The organism is Curtobacterium sp. MCBA15_013 (assembly GCF_001865095.1).
Taxonomy (GTDB): Bacteria; Actinomycetota; Actinomycetes; order Actinomycetales; family Microbacteriaceae; genus Curtobacterium.
The window spans coordinates 107,958-126,860 of record NZ_MJGQ01000004.1 but is presented as its reverse complement, the minus strand read 5'-3'; the positions used below and the strand labels follow the sequence as shown (position 1 = coordinate 126,860).

The following is an 18,903-nucleotide window of genomic DNA, read 5'->3' as shown; positions in this document are numbered from 1 at the left end:
CGAGTCTCGGCCCCGGCCGCAAGCGCGTGACGGACGGGAGGCACGGTGCGGGCTGGCACCGCGCCTCCCGTCCCACGGTCGCGGCTACCACTGCGCGGAAGCGACGGACGTGCGCATCGCGACGCAGCCCGTGCCGCCGAGGCGACAGGGTCCCGCGGAGACCCCGCAGGACCCTGTCGCTCTCGCACGCCGCGGCCGTCGGCGGCGCTGCGAGACTCGGCCCGCACGACGGGGTCACGAGCGCGTGACGGACGGGAGGCGCGGTGCGGACTGGCACCGCGCCTCCCGTCCCACGGTCGTGGCGACCACGGCGCGAAAGCGACGGACGTGCGCATCGCGACGCAGCCCGTGCCGCCGAGGCGACAGGGTCCCGCGGAGACTCCGCAGGACCCTGTCGCTCTCGCGAACCGCTGGCGCGCTACGCGCTACGCGCGCACGTGCGGGTGGGCGCCGAGCTCCTCGGCGACCAGGAACGCCAGCTCGAGCGACTGCATGTGGTTCAGCCGCGGGTCGCACAGGGACTCGTAGCGGGTCGCGAGGGTCGCCTCGTCGATCTGCTCCGAGCCGCCCAGGCACTCCGTGACGTCGTCACCGGTGAGCTCGACGTGCATGCCGCCCGGGTACGTGCCGACCTCGCGGTGGGCCTCGAAGAAGCCGAGGACCTCGTCCACGACGTCGTCGAACCGGCGAGTCTTGTACCCGGTCGGCGTCGTCAGGCCGTTGCCGTGCATCGGGTCCGTCACCCACAGCGGGTTGGCGTCCATGCCCTTGATCGCCTCGAGCAGCTTCGGCAGCTCGTCGCGGATCTTGCCGGCGCCCATGCGGGTGATGAACGTCAGGCGCCCCGGCTCGCGGTTCGGGTCGAGCTTGTCGACCAGGGCCTTCATGTCGTCGACCGAGGTCGTCGGGCCGAGCTTGACGCCGATCGGGTTCCGCACGCGGGACAGGAAGTCCACATGGGCGCCGTCGAGGTCGCGGGTGCGCTCACCGATCCAGATGAAGTGTCCGGAGGTGTCGTAGGCGAGCCCGGACCGCGAGTCGATCCGGGTCATCGGGCGCTCGTAGTCCATGAGCAGCCCCTCGTGCGAGGCGTAGAACTCGACGTGCTTCAGCTCGTCGAAGTCCGCACCGCAGGCGTCCATGAAGCGGATCGCGCGGTCGATCTCCTTCGCGAGGTGCTCGTACCGGGCGTTCGCCGGGTTCGACGCGAAGCCCTTGTTCCACGAGTGCACCTGGCGCAGGTCGGCGAACCCGCCCTGCGTGAAGGCGCGGACGAGGTTCAGGGTCGACGCAGCGGTGTGGTAGCCCTGCACGAGGCGCCGGGGGTCGGCCTGGCGGCTCTCCGGCGTGAAGTCGTAGCCGTTCACGATGTCGCCGCGGTAGGCGGGCAGCGTGACGTCGCCGCGGGTCTCGAAGTCGCTCGAGCGCGGCTTGGCGAACTGCCCGGCCATGCGGCCCATCTTGATGACGGGCATGGAAGCACCGTAGGTGAGCACGACGGCCATCTGGAGGATGGTCTTCACACGGTCGCGTATCGAGTCCGCCGTGGCACCGGCGAACGTCTCGGCGCAGTCGCCGCCCTGCAGCAGGAACGCCTTGCCCTGGGCCGCCGACGCGAGCCGTTCACGCAGCTTGTCGACCTCGCCCGCGAAGACGAGCGGGGGCAGCGTGGCGATCTCGGCCGAGGCGGCCTCGGCCGCGCTGGCGTCCGGCCACGTGGGCTGCTGCTTGATCGGGAGCGTCCGCCAGTAGTCGAGGCCCTCGATCACGTCCGGATCCTGCAGGGCGACGAAGTCGGTCGACTCGAACAAGGGTGGTACCTCTCGAAGGGATGGCCGTCCGGGCGGATGCCGGAACCATCGAATCCTAACGTGCCGAGGTGCCCCGCCCATTCCGCGTGACCTTGCCGCGGAGGACCTGCTCGCGCGCCGTGCTCGCACGCTCCTTGACACTCGTCGCGTAGACGTCGACGTACTCCTGGCGGCTCAGCCCGGCGAGCTCGTGCATGACCTCGTCGGTGACGCTGCGGAGGATGAAGCGGTCGGTCTCGAAGCCCTCGAAGCGGGAGAAGTCGAGGGGCTTGCCGAAGACGACGCCCACGCGCTTGAACTTCGGGAAGCGCTGCCCGATCTGCTGCACCTCGCGCGTGCCGACCATGGCGACCGGGACGACGGTGACGCGCCCCTCGAGGATCATGCGGGCGATGCCGGTCCGGCCCCGGTAGAGCTTGCCGTCCGGGCTGCGGGTGCCCTCGGGGTAGATGCCGAGCTGCTCACCCCGGGCGAGGACCTGCAGGCCGGTCCGGAGCGACGCCTCGGACGCCTTGCCGCCGGAGCGGTCGATGGGCAGCTGGCCGATGGCGTTGAAGAACGTCTTCGTCGCCCAGCCCTTGAGCCCGCGACCCGTGAAGTAGTCGCTCTTCGCCAGGAACGACAGCCGGCGGTCGAGCACGGCCGGCAGGATCACCGAGTCGATGAACGAGATGTGGTTGGACGCGAAGATCACCGGTCCCTTCGCGGGGACGTGCTCACGACCGACGACCCACGGCCGGAAGAGCGTGAGGATGAGCGGCCCGAGCAGGAAGTTCTTCAGCAGCCAGTAGGTCATCGTCGACTCCGAGACGGTGGGGTGGTGCGACCCTACGCCGTGCGGGCGTGGATCCGAGCGAGGTCGGCCGCGCCGACGACACCGGCGTCGTTGACGAGCTCGGCGATCACGAAGTCCGGCTCCGGGTGGTAGCCCCGGGCCGGCAGGTTGTTGAGGTAGGCCTGCTTGATCGGGTCGAGCAGCCGGTCCCCCGCACTCGCGACGCCGCCGCCGAAGACGAAGAGCTGCGGGTCGAGCACGGCGGACAGCGAGGCGCAGGCCTCGCCGAGGTGCCGACCGAGCCGCCGCAGGGCCGCGAGGGCCCCCGGGTCGTCGGCCAGGATCAGGTCGCCGACGATGTGCCCGTCGAGCTCGCCGCCGTTGGCCGCACGCGCGTCGGCGAGGGCGGAACCGATGCCGCCGGCGTCCGCGACGTCGTTCGCCATGCGCTGCAGGGCACGACCGGAGCCGTACTGCTCGATGCAGCCGCGGGCGCCGCAGCCGCACGGGAGGCCGTTCGGCACGATCCGGAGGTGGCCGATCTCGCCACCGGTGCCGAAGCCCCCGCGGAAGAGGCGGTCCTCGGTGACGATCGCACCGCCGACGCCGGTCCCGATCGTCAGCATGGTCATGTCGGACACGAGCCGACCGGCACCGAAGCGGAACTCCGCCCAGCCCGCCGCGTTGGCGTCGTTGTCCACGGTGATGTGCAGGTCACCGATGCGCTGCTGCAGCTTCTGGCGCAGCGGCTCGTTCCGCCACCGGATGTTCGGCGTGTAGTAGACGATCGACTGCGAGGCGTCGATGAAGCCCGGCGCGGCGACGCCCACCGCGCTGACCTCGTTCGCGGCGCGCAGTCGCGAGACCATCGCGACCACGTCGTCGAGCATGGCGTCCGGGTCCGCAGCGTTGGTGGCCACCCGGTCCTCGGCGACGATCTCGCCCAGTTCCGTGACGACCGCTCCCGCGATCTTGGTGCCCCCGATGTCGATTCCGATGGCGTGCACGAGGAACGAGCCTACCGGTTCCCTGCGTCCACACGGAACGCTCGACACCGCGCCCTATGCTGGCGGTGTCGCCTCGACGATGAGGCGCACTCGAATCGAACCGGCCGACAAGGGAGTCACCGTGAACGATCAGCGGCACCCAACACCGATCACCGCACCCGACCACGGCTCGGCTGCCCGACTGCTCTCCGAGCGGGTGCGGGCGACACCGGACCGTCCGATCCTCGCCGAGCGCCGCGGCGACACCTGGACCCCGATCAGCGCGGCCGACGTCGAACGTCGGGTCCGCGGGATCGCGAAGGGCTTCGTCGCCGCAGGCCTCGAGCCCGGCGCGCACGTGGCGATCCTGTCGCGCACCCGCCTCGAGTGGACGCTCGTCGACTTCGCCGTGTGGACCGCCGGCCTCGTGTCGATCCCGGTCTACGAGACCAGCTCCCCCGACCAGGTGCGCTGGATCCTCTCCGACTCCGAGGCCGTCGCGATCGTCGTCGAGCAGGAGGAGCACGCCCGCCGTGTCGCGTCGATCGCACCGGACCTGCCGCACCTCGGCCAGCACTGGACGATCGACGGCGGCGGGCTCGACGACCTCGTCCGCCTCGGCGAGGACGTCACCGACGACGAGCTCGACGCGCGCACCGTCGACGTGCACGGCCACGACGACGCCACGATCATCTACACCTCGGGGACGACGGGCCGACCGAAGGGCTGCGTGCTCCGGCACGACAACTTCACCGCCACCGTGGAGGGCGCGTCGGAGGCGATGCCCGAGGTCGTCGCCGACGACGCCTCGACGCTGCTGTTCATCCCGATGGCCCACGTCTTCGCCCGGTTCATCGCGGTGATGTCCGTCTCCGCGGGCGTCCTCGTCGGCCACGAGCCGGACACGAAGGACCTCATGCACGCGGTGTCGACGTTCAAGCCGTCGTTCCTGCTCGCCGTCCCGCGCGTGTTCGAGAAGATCTACAACTCCGCCGAGCAGAAGGCCGACCTCGGGGGCAAGGGTCGGATCTTCCGTGCCGCCGCGAAGACCGCGGTCGCGCACTCCGAGGCCCTCGCGAGCGGGAAGGTCCCGCTCGGACTCGCCCTCCGCTTCAAGCTCTTCGACCGGCTCGTCTACGCCAAGCTCCGCGACGCGATGGGCGGCCGCGTCCGCTACGCCGTGAGCGGCTCGGCACCGCTCTCCCCGCGGCTGTCGCACTTCTTCCGGTCGATCGGGGTGCTCATCCTCGAGGGGTACGGCCTCACCGAGACGACCGCTCCCGCGACCGTGAACCGAGCCGGGGAGCTCCGGATCGGCAGTGTCGGCCGCGCGCTCCCGGGCGTCGAGATCCGGATCGCCGAGGACGACGAGATCCTCATCCGCGGCGTCGACGTCTTCGACCGCTACTGGCGGAACGACGAGGCCACCGCGAAGGCCCTCGTCGACGGCTGGTTCCGGACCGGCGACCTCGGCCGGCTCGACACCGACGGCGTCCTCACCGTGACCGGCCGCGCCAAGGAGCTCATCGTCACCGCCAGCGGCAAGAACGTCGCACCGGCACCGCTCGAGGACGGCATCCGCGAGCACCCGCTCATCGGACAGGTCGTCGTCGTCGGCGAGGGCAAGCCCTTCGTCGCCGCCCTCGTCACGCTCGACCGGGACATGCTCGCCGGCTGGTGCGAGACGCGCGGGATCACCCCGGCGCTCACCGCGCACGAGGCCGCCTACGACGAGCGGGTCCACCAGGCCGTGCAGGAGGCGATCGACGCCGCCAACCAGCGCGTGTCACGTGCCGAGTCGGTCCGGTCGTTCACGGTGCTCGACACCGACCTCACCGAGGCATCGGGGCACCTCACGCCGAAGCTGACGATCAAGCGCGCGGTCGTCCTGAAGGACTTCGCCGCCGACGTCGAGCACATCTACTCGGGGTCGAAGGTGCAGACCACCGCGACGCCCGTCGTCGAGGGTCGCCGCCGCCGGGGCTAGGTCCGCGACGCGTGCCAGGAGGCGCGGTGCCGGTCCCGTGGACCGGCACCGCGCCTCCTGTGCGTCACCCTGCGCGCGGGGCGCGACCCGTGGTCGCGTCCGCCCGCGCGCTCAGCGCTCCTGCGGTTGCTGCGTCTCCGGGGCGTCGAGGACGGCCGTCGAGGAGGTCGTGACCTGGACCTCGGTGGGGCGACGGTTGGTGCGGGTGCGGTGCGAGCTGAGCTCGTCGTTCTGTGCGGTCATGGGGATGTCCTGGGGGTGTGGGAAACGGTGTCGGTGGGAAGCCGACGGCGATACGGTACCTCTTCGTCAGGACAAAGCGACAATCCCACGTTGGGGTGTCACCACGGCGTTCACGGAACGCGGACGGTCCGGCATCCGAGGTCGGTCTCGGGCATGCCCGAGCCGGTGCCGACGGCGGTCGTGCAGAGGGTGTGCGACCCGCTCGCCAGCGGGACCGCGAAGCGGTAGCCGGAGCCGATCGGCGCGTCCGGGTGCACCTTCCGGACGTCGTTCCGGGTGAGGCCGGTCGTGCCGGTCGCGAGGACCCGCCCGGCCTCGGCGACGCGGATCGCCAGCGGCCGGGTCGTGTCCGGGTCGTAGGCCCAGCCCGCGACCGTGACCCCCGTCGCGGTGGCCGCCGGTGCCTGGTCGTGCCCGCGCGGGTCGTGGGCGCCCACCGGGGCCGCCGACATCCGGACGGGCGCCGCGGAGGTGCTCGTCGCGGTCGAGCCGTCCGGGTGCCGGAGCGTGACGGTCGCGTGGTAGCTGCCCGCCGGCAGTGTGCCGAGGACGAACGGCACGCTGTTCGCACCCTTCGTCACGGCCACGCCGTCCACCAGCACGCGCTTCGTCGTCGTGCCGTCGCGGGTCACGGTGACCTTCGCGGTCGTCCCGGCGGTCCAGGCGGCGTCGTGGAAGCCGATGCGCGTCCACCCGTTGGCTGCCGGGTCCGCGCGGAGGTGGAACGACTTGAGGTGCCAGACGGCGGCGCCGCGGTCCTCGTTCGGGTCCCAGCGGAGGCTCGTGACGACCTGCTTCCACCCGGGACTGCCCTTCGGCATCGTCTCGTCGAGGGGGTTCGTCGCCGCCAGGTCGATGCGGTTCTCGCCCGACTCGTTCGGGCCGACCGGGGTGGCGTTGGCGCCGGAGAAGGTCAGGACGTCGTTGCTGACCTGCAGGCCCTTCGCGCCGCGCACCGACCACACCAGGCGCGCCATCTTCCCGCCGCCGGGGGCGTTGCGGAGGTCGTAGGCGCCGTCGTACGACATCGACCAGGACAGCCAGTGGTACTGCTTGCCGTCGAAGGCCGACACCGGGAAGACGACCTCGGGGTCGCGCACGATCGGGCCGGCGTTCTGCGCGGTGAGGCCGACGGAGCTCCAGCTGCGGAACCGGGCGTTCTTCAGCGTGACGCCGCGCCCGGCGACGCCGTTCGTCAGGACCCAGGAGCGCCCGCGCTGGACGGCCGCGAGGTCCTTGCCCTGGTCGGGGTTCGGGCTGTCCACGACCGCGATCGGTCGGGCGACGACCCGGAAGGTGCCGTAGTCGCCCGCCGGCAGGGCGTCCTGCGGAGCGGAGCCGCCGTGGAGCCGGGTCCAGTCGATGCTGACCTTCCCGCTCGGGCTCTCGCCGGTGTGGACGACGATCGGCTGCACGCGGAGCAGCGTCGGCTTCGAACCGGTCCAGGGGACGTGCCCGCCCATGACGGACTTGCCGGTGAGGTCGACGTCGACGACGTGGTTCCCCTTCTCGACCTTCGCCGTCACGCCGCCCATGCAGCTGAGCGATCGTGCCGCGCAGGTGAACCAGCTGATCGCGATCTGCCGGCCGGCGTACGGCTGGTCCATCGAGACGGAGAGGTGCGTGTAGCGCTTCGTGTCGATCGGGTGGAGGGCGCCGTCGCGGCCGTAGGGCAGCGTGCCGGGCATGGTCTCGACCGGGGAGAAGTAGGTGGAGCGCTCGAGGGTGCCGATCAGGTGGCCCTTGCTGATCGAGTAGCGGCCGTAGCCGACGCGGTCGGTGTTCTGGTCGGCGGTGTTGCTGTAGTCCCAGGGGTCGCCGAAGGTCTCGGTGGCGTAGTCGGGCGACTCGGTGTAGGTCGGCACGCTCGCGGTGGCCGCCTCGGCCGGCGCGGTGGTGGCCGGGCCGACGGCGGTGGCCGCGGCGACGGCGAGGACGCCGAGGACGGCGACGACGGCGCGGCGGGCTGGTCCCTGTGTCATGGTGCTCCCCTGGTCGACGCGGTCACCGTACCCAGGGGTGCGCACGCACATCACCCCCGAGTCAGGGTGCCGCCCGACCGAGGGTGGGCACTTCGGAGGACTAGTGGAACCAGTCCTGCGCGCGGATGTCGCGGAGCGCCTGGCGGCGGATCTCCGGGTCGAGCGTCATGACGTAGACGGTGCCGTCGAGGTGGTCCACCTCGTGCTGGAGCGCCTCGGCCATGAGCCCGGTGCCCTCGAGCACGACCTCGGCCCCGTCGACGTCGACGCCGCGGACCTTCGCGTACGGGTACCGGCGCGTGGGGTACGACAGGCCGGGGACGGAGAGACAGCCCTCGTCCATGAGCTCCGGCTCCCCCGACACCTCGACGATCTCGGGGTTGAGCACGTAGCCGACCTGACCGTCGACGTTGTACGAGAAGGCGCGCAGACCGACACCGATCTGGGGAGCGGCGACGCCAGCGCGGCCGGGCTCCTTGACCGTGTCGACCAGGTCCTGCACGAGGTCGCGGATGCCCGCGCTGCCGAGCGCGTCTGGACGGATCGGGTCGGCCGGGGACCGGAGGACGGGGTCGCCGAACAGGCGGATGGGACGGACGGTCAATTTACTGCAGCACCACCAGGAGGTCGCCGGCGTCCACCTGCTGGGTCACCGGGATCGCGAGTCGGCCGACGGTCCCCGCGACGGGTGCCGTGATGGCCGCTTCCATCTTCATCGCCTCGATGCTCGCCACGGCCTGTCCGGCCTCGACGACGTCACCGACGGCGACCTTGAGCGTCACGACACCGGAGAACGGTGCCGCGACGTGCTTCGGGTCGGTCTTGTCCGCCTGCTCGGCGGCCTTGGTCTCGACCTCGATCGAGCGGTCGCGGACGTACACCGGGCGGAGCTGCCCGTTCATCGTCGCCATGACCGTGCGGACGCCGCGCGCGTCGGCCTCGCCGATCGCCTCGAGCCCGACGAACAGGTCGACGCCCTTGCCGAGCGGCACGACGTGCTCCTGCTCGGGGCGCAGGCCGTACAGGTAGTCGACGGTCGGCACGACGGACAGGTCGCCGTACTGCTCGCGGACGCGCTCGAACTGCTGCGTCGGCTGCGGGAAGAGCAGGCGGTTGAGGGCCTGTCGCCGTTCGGGACCGGGGGTGTCCAGGTGTGCGCGCTCGGCGTCCGGCACCGGCGTGATCTCGAGCCGGACGTCGCGCCCCGCGAGCACCTTCGACCGGAAGGGCTCGGGCCAGCCACCGGGGAGGTCGCCGAGTTCGCCGGCCATGAAACCGACGACGGAGTCCGGGATGTCGTACTTCTGCGGGTTCTGCTCGAAGTCGACCGGGTCGGCGTCCACCGCGGCCAGCTGCAGCGCGAGGTCCCCGACGACCTTCGACGACGGCGTGACCTTCGTGGGGCGGCCGAGGATCCGGTTCGCCTCGGCGTACCAGTCCTCGACCTGCTCGAAGCGGTCGCCGAGCCCGAGCGCGATGGCCTGCTGGCGGAGGTTCGACAGCTGACCGCCGGGGATCTCGTGCTTGTACACGCGGCCCGTCGGACCCGGCAGGCCCGACTCGAACGGCGCGTACGCACGCCGCACCGCTTCCCAGTACGGCTCGAGGTCGCCGACGGCGTCGAGGGAGAGCCCCGTGTCGCGCTCGGTGTGCGCCAGGGCGGCGACGAGCGCGGACATGCTCGGCTGGCTGGTCGTGCCGGCCATCGGCGCGGCGGCGACGTCCACCGCGTCGGCGCCGGCGCGGGCCGCGGCGAGGAGCGTCGCGAGCTGTCCGCCCGCGGTGTCGTGCGTGTGCACGTGCACCGGCTGGTCGAAGCGCTCCCGCAGGGCGGTGACGAGCTGCTCGGCCGCACCGGCGCGGAGCAGGCCGGCCATGTCCTTGATGCCGATGACGTGCGCACCGGCCTCGACCATCTGCTCCGCGAGGCGGAGGTAGTAGTCGAGCGTGTAGAGGTCCTCGGACGGGTCGAGGAGGTCGGCGGTGTAGCAGAGCGCCGCTTCGGCGACGGCCGTGTCGGTGGCGAGCACCGCCTCCAGGGCCGGACGCAACTGGCTGACGTCGTTGAGCGCGTCGAACACGCGGAACACGTCGACACCCGTCGCGGCCGCCTCGGCCACGAACGCGTCCGTCACCTCGGTCGGGTACGGCGTGTAGCCGACGGTGTTGCGTCCGCGGAGCAGCATCTGGATCGGGATGTTCGGCATCGCCTCGCGCAGCGAGGCGAGCCGCTCCCACGGGTCCTCGCCGAGGAAGCGGAGCGCCACGTCGTAGGTGGCACCGCCCCAGGCCTCGACGCTGAGCAGCTGCGGCGTGAGTCGGGCGACGTACGGGGCGACCGCGACGAGGTCCTTCGTGCGCACACGGGTCGCGAGGAGCGACTGGTGGGCGTCGCGCATCGTCGTCTCGGTGACGGCGAGCTCGGTCTGGCCGCGGAGCGCCTTCGCCCACTCGGCCGGACCCAGCAGTCGGAGGCGGTCGCGCTGCCCCTCGGGGACCGGGGCGCCGAGGTCGATCGTCGGCAGCTTCTCGCTCGGCTCGACGGTCTGCGGGCGACGCTCGCCGTTCGGCTTGTTCACCGTGACGTCGGCGAGCCAGTTCAGCACCTTCGTGCCGCGGTCCTTCGAGACGTGGCCGCCGAACAGCTGCGGGCGCTCCTCGATGAACTTCGTCGAGATGTCGCCGCGGTCGAAGTCGGGGTCCTCGAGCACGGCCTGCAGGAACGGGATGTTCGTGGAGACGCCCCGGATGCGGAACTCCGCGAGGGCGCGCTTCGCCCGGGCCACCGCCGCCGGGAAGTCCCGCCCGCGGCAGGTCATCTTCGCGAGCATCGAGTCGAAGTGCGGGCTGATCTGCGCGCCGGTGGCGACCGTGCCGCCGTCGAGGCGGACGCCCGCGCCACCCGGGCTGCGGTAGGTCGTGATGCGACCGGTGTCCGGGCGGAAGCCCTGCGTCGGGTCCTCGGTGGTGATGCGTGTCTGCAGGGCGGCGCCGTGCACCCGGACGCTGTCCTGCGACAGGCCGAGGTCGCCGAGGGTCTGCCCGGCGGCGATGCGCATCTGCGACTGGACGAGGTCGACGTCCGTGACCTCTTCGGTGACGGTGTGCTCGACCTGGATGCGCGGGTTCATCTCGATGAAGACGTGCTGGCCCGCACGCTCGCCCTCGGTGTCGAGCAGGAACTCCACCGTGCCGGCGTTCACGTACCCGATCGACCGGGCGAAGGCGACGGCGTCGCGGTGCAGCGCCTGCGCGATCGCCGGGTCGAGGTTCGGCGCCGGTGCGATCTCGACGACCTTCTGGTTCCGGCGCTGGACCGAGCAGTCGCGCTCGAAGAGGTGGATCGTGCCGGCGTCGGTGCCGGTGGCGTCGGCGAGGATCTGCACCTCGATGTGCCGCGGCCGGATCACGGCCTGCTCGAGGAACATCGTCGGGTCGCCGAAGGCGCTGTCGGCCTCGCGCATCGCCTCTTCGAGGGCCGCACGCAGCTCGGGCTTCGTCTCCACCCGGCGCATGCCACGGCCACCGCCACCAGCGACGGCCTTCGCGAACACCGGGAACCCGATGGCGTCCGCGCCGGCGAGGAGTTCCTCGATGTCGCGGCTCGCCGGGGTGCTCGCGAGGACCGGGACACCGGCCGCGACCGCGTGCTCCTTCGCGGTGACCTTGTTGCCCGCCATCTCGAGCACGTGCTCGCCCGGGCCGATGAACGTGATGCCCGCGGCGGCGGCAGCGGCGGCGAGCTCCGGGTTCTCGGACAGGAAGCCGTAGCCCGGGTAGATCGCGTCGGCACCCGACTCGCGTGCGACACGCACGATCTCGGAGACGTCCAGGTAGGCGCGGACCGGATGTCCGCGCTCCCCGATCAGGTAGGCCTCGTCCGCCTTGAGGCGGTGCAGGGAGTTGCGGTCCTCGTACGGGTAGACGGCGACGGTCTTCGCCCCCAGCTCGTACGCGGCCCGGAAGGCACGGATGGCGATCTCGCCACGATTGGCGACCAGGATCTTGCTGAACACGAGGTCCCTTTCAGCCCGGGTTGAGGTGAGACAACCCTACTGGCGGTAACGTTGCTCACCGTGCATGTACTCAGCGTGAGCTCCCTCAAGGGTGGTGTCGGCAAGACGACGGTGACGCTCGGCCTGACTTCGGCCGCGTTCGCCAAGGGACTGCGCACGCTGGTGGTGGATCTCGACCCGCAGTCGGACGTCTCGACCGGCCTCGACATCAACATCTCCGGCCACCTCAACGTGGCGGACGTGCTCGAGAACCCGAAGGAGAAGATCGTCCGTCAGGCGATCGCCCCCTCGGGGTGGACGAAGGGCTCCCAGGGCAAGATCGACGTCATGGTCGGATCGCCCTCGGCCATCAACTTCGACGGGCCGCACCCGTCCATCCGCGACATCTGGAAGCTCGAAGAGGCCCTCGCGAACGTCGAGCAGGACTACGACCTCGTCCTCATCGACTGCGCGCCGTCGCTGAACGCCCTCACCCGCACCGCCTGGGCAGCGTCCGACCGCGTGACCGTCGTCACCGAGCCCGGACTCTTCTCGGTGGCCGCCGCCGACCGGGCCCTCCGCGCGATCGAGGAGATCCGTCGCGGGCTCTCCCCCCGCCTGCAGCCGCTCGGCATCATCGTGAACCGTGCCCGCGTGCAGTCGCTCGAGCACCAGTTCCGCATCAAGGAGCTCCGGGACATGTTCGGCCCGCTCGTGCTCTCGCCGCAGCTGCCCGAGCGGACCTCGCTGCAGCAGGCGCAGGGTGCGGCGAAGCCCCTGCACGTGTGGCCGGGTGAGTCGGCGCAGGAGATGGCGAAGAACTTCGACCAGCTGCTCGAGCGCATCATGCGCACGGGCAAGATCGGCCCGTACGCCGAGGGCGGCGCGGCCTAGGGCGCGTCGCGCCGCGCGCCGCTGGCGCGTGGGGCGTGGGCCCGTTCGGCTTCGCCGAGGTCGCGCAACACGCCGCTCGCGTTCGCCGAGGTCGCGCGAAACGCCGCCGGGAGCTGGCCCGAACGGCAGAACGTGCGACCTCGCCTCCGGCACGGCGCACGACATCGACCGGGAGGCGCGCCTCGCCTCCGTCACACCGCCGCCGGGCACCACGCGCGGGTTCACCCCGCGAGGTCGCTCGACATGCGGCTCGCGTTCGCCGAGGTCGCACGAACGGCCGCCGGGAACGGGCTCGCACGGCAGATCGTGCGACCTCGTGGTCGGGGCGGTGTGGCGCCCGCGGAGGCCCGCTCGCGGTCGCACGACGCCCGGCGCGCGCCGAGGTCGCACGACACGCCATGGCTTGCGTGCCGAGGTCGCACAACGTGTCGCACGGAATGGGCGCGCGCGGCAGAACGTGCGACCTTGCGACTCGAGCGGACGCGGGCCCGGGCTCGGGCGCGGGCAGGCCCGCCAGCGCGGGACTAGGACGCGCGGGAAGCGCGGCGGGCGGCGAGCTCGTCGTCGGGGTCGGCCGCCGGCGTCGCGTCGAGTTCGACCAGCGAGGACTCGACCTCGCGCAGGACCTTGCCCACCGCGATGCCGAACACGCCCTGACCCCGCGAGACCAGGTCGATGACCTCGTCGTCGGAGGTGCAGAGGTACACCGAGGCACCGTCCGACATGAGCGTCGTCTGCGCCAGGTCCGAGACGCCGGACTCGCGCAGCTGGTTCACGGCGGTGCGGATCTGCTGGAGGGAGATGCCCGTGTCGAGCAGGCGCTTCACGAGCTTGAGCACGAGGATGTCGCGGAAGCCGTACAGCCGCTGCGACCCGGAGCCCGCGGCCCCGCGGATCGTCGGCTCGACGAGCTCGGTGCGGGCCCAGTAGTCGAGCTGGCGGTAGGAGATGCCGGCAGCACGAGCAGCGACGGTACCGCGGTACCCGTTCTGCTCGTCGTGCTCGGGCAGACCGTCGGTGAAGAGCAGCCCGAGGTCGTACCGGGTCATCTCCGACTCGGTGCCGGGGGTGTCGTTCCCACTCATCAGGCTGCCTTCCACGACGATCGAGCTCCCAACTGAACGTTCAATGACGGGTTGAGAGTTGTTCCGAGGTCCACGGTAGCGACTCGGACCGCTCCGGCGCGGGACATCCGACTCGGCGCGTCCGGCGTGTCGAGGATACGCCCCACCCACCGACGCGCACCAGCGGTCGAGGAGGGACGAGCCACGACGCGCGTCATGCGTCGAGACGCCCGATCGCCGTGCGGATGAGGTTCGACCGGATCACCTCGAGGTGGCCGGCGATCTCGCGCGCGAGCTCGGTCGCCTTCGCCCGGGACGTGGCGTCACCGCGGCGGGACACCGGCATGAGCGCGGACTCGATGAGCCCGACCTCGCGCTCGGCCACGCTGCGCATCGTGCGGAGGTGCCGCGGTTCGATCCCGGTGCGCTGGAGTTCGACGAGGGCCTTGAGCACCGAGACCCCGTCGTCGCCGTACGTGTCGGCAGCGGGCAGCAGCGACGCCGAGACCGCGTCGGCGAGGAGCATCGGCGAGGCACCGGCAGCCCGGACCGTCTCGTCGCGGGTGTAGCGCCGCTCACGCCCGAGGATGGACGGCTTCGGCGCGTCGCCGCCCCCGGGGAGGACCGGTTCACGCCCGGCGTCGAGGTCGGCCAGGTAGTCCTTGATGACCTTGAGCGGGAGGTAGTGGTCGCGCTGCAGCCCGAGGACGACCCGGAGCCGCTCGACGTCGGCCGCCGAGAACTTCCGGTAGCCGCTCGCGGTGCGGATCGGGGTGACCAGCTCGCGCTCTTCGAGGAACCGGAGCTTCGAGCTCGACAGGTCCGGGAACTCCGGCTTGAGGCGAGCGAGGACCTGCCCGATCGTGAGCAAGTCCGGGACCGCGGACCCCGCCCGGGCCGCGGCGGACCGTGCGGCCACTACGCGGTCGCCAGGCGCGCCAGGTCGACCCGGGAGGCGTAGAAGGTCAGGCGGAACTTGCCGACCTGCACTTCGGACCCGTCGGTGAGGAGTGCTTCGTCGATGCGGACGCCGTCGAAGTACGTGCCGTTGAGCGACCCGTTGTCCTTCACGCTGAAGCTCGTGCCGTGGCGGAGGAACTGGGCGTGCTTACGCGACACGGTGACGTCGTCGAGGAAGATGTCGGCGTCGGGGTGGCGCCCCGCCGTGGTGACGTCCGAGTCGAGGAGGAACCGAGCACCGACGTTCGGCCCGCGACGGACCACGAGCAGCGCCGACCCGGAGGGCAGCGCGTTGATCGCTTCACGTTCTTCGGCGGACACACCGGACTCGGCAGTGAGCGCCGCCCCCATGTCCATGCTGAAGGTCAGTGTGGTGTCGACCAGCCGCTGCTCAGGGGTCTTCTGACCGTCCGGCTGCGGGACCACTGGTTCTGGCATCGTGGACCTCCTCCTCTTGGCGCACCAGCGTATCGGAAACGAGCGGCCGAACGGGAGCCCCGAACGGGGCTGGGGACAACTCGGCAGAACGCGTACAGCGAACGTACCGGGAACACGGATGCGTCAGCGCCCGCGCGCGAGCAGCCACAGCAGGTAGGGCGCCCCGATGACCCCGGTCACCACACCGACGGGCAGCGCGTTCCCCGGGATCGCGAACTGCGCGATGAGGTCGCTCGCCAGCGTGATCGCGGCGCCGACGGCGGCGGTCGACCCGATGGCGACCCGTCCGCCCCCGACGAGCCTCCGGGCGATGGGGGCCGCCATCAGCGCGACGAAGGACACCGGTCCCGCGGTGGCCACGGCGGCGGCGGTCAGGCACACGGCGGTCAGCAGGAGCAGCACCTTCGCGCGGTTCGGCCGGAGCCCGAGCGCCGAGGCCACCTCGTCGCCGAGGGTCAGCACGGTGAGCCGCGAGGACTGCAGGAGGGCGAGCGCCGTGAACACGACGAAGACGACGGCGAGCACCCCGACGAGGTTCCGGTCGACGGCGTTCAGGCTGCCGGAGAGCCAGAGCAGCGCGGTGCCGGCCTGGGTGACCGTGCCGCTCGTGAGCATCCACCCGGTGATGCTCAGGCAGATCGCCGCGACGCCGATGCCCACGAGGACGACCCGGTTGCCGGTGATCCCCCGGCGCCACGCGAGTCCGGCGATGACGAGGGAGACGAGGACGGCACCGACGAGCACCACCGAGAACAGGGTCCCGCCGCTCGCGCCGAACAGGACGATGGCGGTCAGGCCCGAGGCGCTCGCGCCCGAGGTGATGCCGATGACGTCCGGACTCGCGATGGGGTTCCGGACGACGCTCTGCACGATGCCCCCGGCCACGCCGAGCGACGCCCCCACGAGGATCGCCCCGGCGACCCGGGGGCCACGGAGCTGCCCGATCACGAAGTCCGAGACGGTGTCGCCGTGCCCGACGAGCGCGCTCGCGACCTGTACGGGTGAGAGCGGGATCTCGCCGACGCCGAGCCCGACGAGCACGAGGGCGAGGAGCAGGACGAGGACGGCGCCGAGCACGAGCCACTCGCGGCGCACGGCCGTCACAGGCCCTTCACCGCCCGCGACCGCACGAGCCAGATGAACACCGGCGCGCCGATGAGTGCCGTGACGATCCCGACCTGCAGCTCCCCCGGGTACGCCACGACGCGGCCGATCACGTCGGCGACGAGCAACAGCGCCGGCGCGACGATGGCCGACAGCAGGATCGTCCACCGGTGGTCCGGCCCGCTCAACCGACGGACGGCGTGCGGCACGGCGAGCCCGATGAACGCGATCGGCCCGGCCGCCGCGACGGCCGACCCGGCGAGGAGCACGGTGACGACTCCCCCGACGGCGCGCACGAGCACGACACGCTGCCCGAGCGACGCGGCGAGCTCGTCACCGAGCGCGAGCGTGTTGAGCGACCGGCCGAGGGCGAAGGCGATGGCGAGCCCGACGAGCACCGGGACCGTGATCACCCCGGCGGTGCCGAGGTCCTTGCCGGCCAGCGCTCCGACCTGCCAGAAGCGCAGCTGGTCGAGGAGGCTCTGGCTCGTCACGAGCACCGCCGTGGTGATCGAGGACAGTGCAGCGGCGACGACGGCCCCGGACAGGGCGAGTCCGACGGGCGACAACCCCCGACGGGCCACGGCGGCGATGCCGTACACGAGGAGCGCGGCGAGGGCGGCCCCGAGGAAGGCGAACGGCAGGTACGCGGCGGTGCCGCTGACGCCGAACAGCGCGATCCCGGCGACGACCGCGAGCGCGGCCCCCGAGTTGATGCCGAGGACGCTCGGATCGGCGAGCGGGTTCCGGGTGACGCCCTGCATGACGGCGCCGGCGACCCCGAGCGCGGACCCGGCGAGGAGTCCGACGACGGTGCGGGGCACGCGGTTGCCGAGCACGATCAGGCCGATCTCGTCGTTCCGTCCGGGGTGCAGGACGGTGTCGAGCACGGTGCCGAGCGGGATCGGACGGGAGCCGAAGGCCACCGAGAGCGCCACCGCCACGACGAGGACGACCACCGCCAGCACGGTGGCGCCGACGAGGCGGGACACGGAGCTGGGCGCAGGAGGGGTGGGCGACGGCGAACGCATGGGAAGTAAGGCAACCCTAACGGACGACGTCGTACGGCGACCCCCGAGCAAGCCGTGAGCAGCCGCAGGGTCCGTTCATAGGTTCGTCATGGGAACCGGGCCTGTACTCGTACCCATCGACGCCCGACCGGGCAGCCGAGGGACGACCGGAGAGCACTGATGAACGAGACCCCGAACCCCGCCGCCGACGAGAACGGCACCGCCCGCACCGACGCCGCGCAGCCGCAGGCCGGGGCGACGTGGGAGGCACCGCATGCCGACCTGTCGACCCTCCGCTCGGCCTACGCGTTCGACGGCAGCGGCCCGTTCCTCTACGGGCCCGACGGCTCCGGCCCCTACGGCTACACCCCGGACGGCCGCGGCCCGTTCCTGATCGGCAGCCCGTCGCTCCCCGGGTTCCAGCACGGCTGGGTGCACGGCGCCGCCGCAGCGAACCACGGCACGAAGCGGCCCCGGCGACTGGGCTTGATGATCGGCTCCGGCATCGCGGCCCTGGCGATCGTCGGTGCGGCGGGCGGGACCGCGCTCGGACTGTCCTCGCAGCACACGACCACCACCTCGAGCCAGTCGCAGGGCACGACGCTGCCGGACACCGGCACGGGTTCCGGCACCGGGTCCGACGGCAGCGGCACGAACGGCTTCACGGTGCCGGGCGACGGCACCGGCAGCGGGTCGAGCGACGGCAGCAGCGGCACGAGCACCGAGTCCGCGGCGACCGCGGCGACGAGCGCCCAGAAGAAGGGCGTCGTGACGATCAACACGGTCCTCAACTACGACGAGTCGTCGCAGGCGGCCGGCACGGGCATGATCCTCACCTCGAACGGCACGATCCTCACGAACAACCACGTCATCCAGGGCGCGACGAGCATCACGGTCACCGACGAGACGACCGGCAAGGAGTACAAGGCGGACGTCGTCGGGACGGATGCCACCCACGACGTCGCGGTCCTCAAGCTCGAGGGCGCGTCGGGCCTGTCCACGGTGACGCTCGACGACGACGGCGAGCCGAGCACCGGCGACACCGTGACCGACGTCGGCAACGCCGAGGGCACCGGCAACCTCGTCGCCGCCGAGGGCACCGTGACCGCGACCGACCAGGACATCCAGGTGCAGAGCGAGTCGGGCACGGGCACCGAGTCGCTGCAGGGACTCATCGAGGTCGCGGCGGACATCGTCTCGGGCGACTCGGGCGGTCCGGTGCTCGACAGCGAGGGCGAGGTCGTCGGCATGGCCACCGCGGCGTCCTCGGGCACGGCGGACGTCACCGGGTACGCGATCCCGATCACCACGGCGAAGTCGATCGCGGACAAGATCCTCGCGGGCGAGTCGTCGTCGACGATCACCATCGGACTGCCGGCGTTCCTCGGGGTCGAGGTCAGCGGGACGGCATCGACGGGCGGCGTCGCGGTCGCCGGCACGGTCGAGGGCTCCGGCGCCGCGTCGGCCGGTCTCGCCGCCGGCGACACGATCACGAGCATCGACGGCACCGCCGTGGCGAGCTCGGACGCGCTGACCTCGGCGATCCAGTCGCACTCGGTCGGGGACGAGGTGACGGTCGGGTACACCGACAGCACCGGTGCCGCGAAGACCGTCACGGTCACCCTGACCGCCGGCCCCGCGGCCTAGCAGAGAA

Annotated in this window: 15 protein-coding genes; 3 read left to right on the top strand and 12 right to left on the bottom strand. The window is 71.8% G+C overall.

The genetic code is table 11. The features are described from left to right. Positions 1 to 425: 425 nt before the first annotated feature. The 3 genes from BIV01_RS02680 to BIV01_RS02670 form a co-directional block, all read right to left on the bottom strand. Positions 426 to 1,769 carry a class II 3-deoxy-7-phosphoheptulonate synthase gene (locus BIV01_RS02680; protein ID WP_092387865.1) on the bottom strand — a complete coding sequence of 448 codons (1,344 nt, stop codon included), beginning with the start codon at positions 1,767 to 1,769 and terminating at the stop codon, positions 426 to 428. Between the two features lie 97 nt (positions 1,770 to 1,866). Beyond that, a complete protein-coding gene (locus tag BIV01_RS02675; RefSeq protein ID WP_070418642.1) occupies positions 1,867 to 2,607 on the bottom strand; it encodes a lysophospholipid acyltransferase family protein in 741 nt (246 codons plus the stop codon). A gap of 32 nt (positions 2,608 to 2,639) precedes the next feature. Further along, complete coding sequence (locus BIV01_RS02670; RefSeq protein ID WP_070418641.1) at positions 2,640 to 3,593, bottom strand: ROK family glucokinase; 954 nt, start codon at positions 3,591 to 3,593, stop codon at positions 2,640 to 2,642. Positions 3,594 to 3,714: 121 nt separating this feature from the next. Here BIV01_RS02670 and BIV01_RS02665 point away from each other — a divergent pair, with 121 nt between their 5' ends. Beyond that, complete coding sequence (locus BIV01_RS02665) at positions 3,715 to 5,559, top strand: AMP-dependent synthetase/ligase (protein ID WP_071294952.1); 1,845 nt, start codon at positions 3,715 to 3,717, stop codon at positions 5,557 to 5,559. A gap of 111 nt (positions 5,560 to 5,670) precedes the next feature. Here BIV01_RS02665 and BIV01_RS20325 read toward each other — a convergent pair whose 3' ends face one another. The 4 genes from BIV01_RS20325 to BIV01_RS02650 all read right to left on the bottom strand — a co-directional run bounded on the left by BIV01_RS20325 (position 5,671) and on the right by BIV01_RS02650 (position 11,800). Further along, positions 5,671 to 5,802, bottom strand: coding sequence for a hypothetical protein (locus BIV01_RS20325; protein ID WP_258027649.1), 132 nt, complete (start codon positions 5,800 to 5,802; stop codon positions 5,671 to 5,673). 110 nt (positions 5,803 to 5,912) lie between these two features. After that, positions 5,913 to 7,784 (bottom strand): hypothetical protein, encoded by a 1,872-nt coding sequence (locus BIV01_RS02660; RefSeq protein ID WP_071301863.1) that lies wholly within the window; start codon positions 7,782 to 7,784, stop codon positions 5,913 to 5,915. A 100-nt stretch (positions 7,785 to 7,884) separates the two neighbouring features. Beyond that, positions 7,885 to 8,388 carry a peptide deformylase gene (locus BIV01_RS02655; protein WP_071301862.1) on the bottom strand — a complete coding sequence of 168 codons (504 nt, stop codon included), beginning with the start codon at positions 8,386 to 8,388 and terminating at the stop codon, positions 7,885 to 7,887. 1 nt (position 8,389) lies between these two features. Continuing rightward, on the bottom strand, positions 8,390 to 11,800 hold the full coding sequence (locus BIV01_RS02650; RefSeq protein WP_071301861.1) for a pyruvate carboxylase: 3,411 nt from the start codon (positions 11,798 to 11,800) through the stop codon (positions 8,390 to 8,392). Positions 11,801 to 11,860: 60 nt separating this feature from the next. On the opposite strand from BIV01_RS02650, the gene BIV01_RS02645 reads away from it, so the two are divergent. Further along, positions 11,861 to 12,673 (top strand): ParA family protein, encoded by an 813-nt coding sequence (locus BIV01_RS02645; protein ID WP_070418636.1) that lies wholly within the window; start codon positions 11,861 to 11,863, stop codon positions 12,671 to 12,673. Positions 12,674 to 13,197: 524 nt separating this feature from the next. On the opposite strand, the gene BIV01_RS02640 is transcribed toward BIV01_RS02645, so the two are convergent. The 5 genes from BIV01_RS02640 to BIV01_RS02620 all read right to left on the bottom strand — a co-directional run bounded on the left by BIV01_RS02640 (position 13,198) and on the right by BIV01_RS02620 (position 17,270). Further along, a complete protein-coding gene (locus BIV01_RS02640) occupies positions 13,198 to 13,758 on the bottom strand; it encodes a MerR family transcriptional regulator (protein ID WP_070418635.1) in 561 nt (186 codons plus the stop codon). Between the two features lie 193 nt (positions 13,759 to 13,951). Further along, positions 13,952 to 14,656, bottom strand: a complete 705-nt coding sequence (ftsR, locus tag BIV01_RS02635) for a transcriptional regulator FtsR (RefSeq protein ID WP_071301860.1) — start codon at positions 14,654 to 14,656, stop codon at positions 13,952 to 13,954. Then, positions 14,656 to 15,135, bottom strand: a complete 480-nt coding sequence (locus BIV01_RS02630) for an FHA domain-containing protein (protein WP_071294956.1) — start codon at positions 15,133 to 15,135, stop codon at positions 14,656 to 14,658. The genes ftsR and BIV01_RS02630 overlap by 1 nt, the downstream gene beginning before the upstream one ends. 123 nt (positions 15,136 to 15,258) lie before the next feature. Next, complete coding sequence (locus BIV01_RS02625; RefSeq protein ID WP_071301859.1) at positions 15,259 to 16,239, bottom strand: FecCD family ABC transporter permease; 981 nt, start codon at positions 16,237 to 16,239, stop codon at positions 15,259 to 15,261. Then, complete coding sequence (locus BIV01_RS02620; protein WP_083413722.1) at positions 16,236 to 17,270, bottom strand: iron chelate uptake ABC transporter family permease subunit; 1,035 nt, start codon at positions 17,268 to 17,270, stop codon at positions 16,236 to 16,238. The genes BIV01_RS02625 and BIV01_RS02620 overlap by 4 nt, the downstream gene beginning before the upstream one ends. A gap of 159 nt (positions 17,271 to 17,429) precedes the next feature. On the opposite strand from BIV01_RS02620, the gene BIV01_RS02615 reads away from it, so the two are divergent. Further along, a complete protein-coding gene (locus BIV01_RS02615) occupies positions 17,430 to 18,896 on the top strand; it encodes a S1C family serine protease (RefSeq protein WP_254791763.1) in 1,467 nt (488 codons plus the stop codon). Positions 18,897 to 18,903 lie beyond the last annotated feature (7 nt).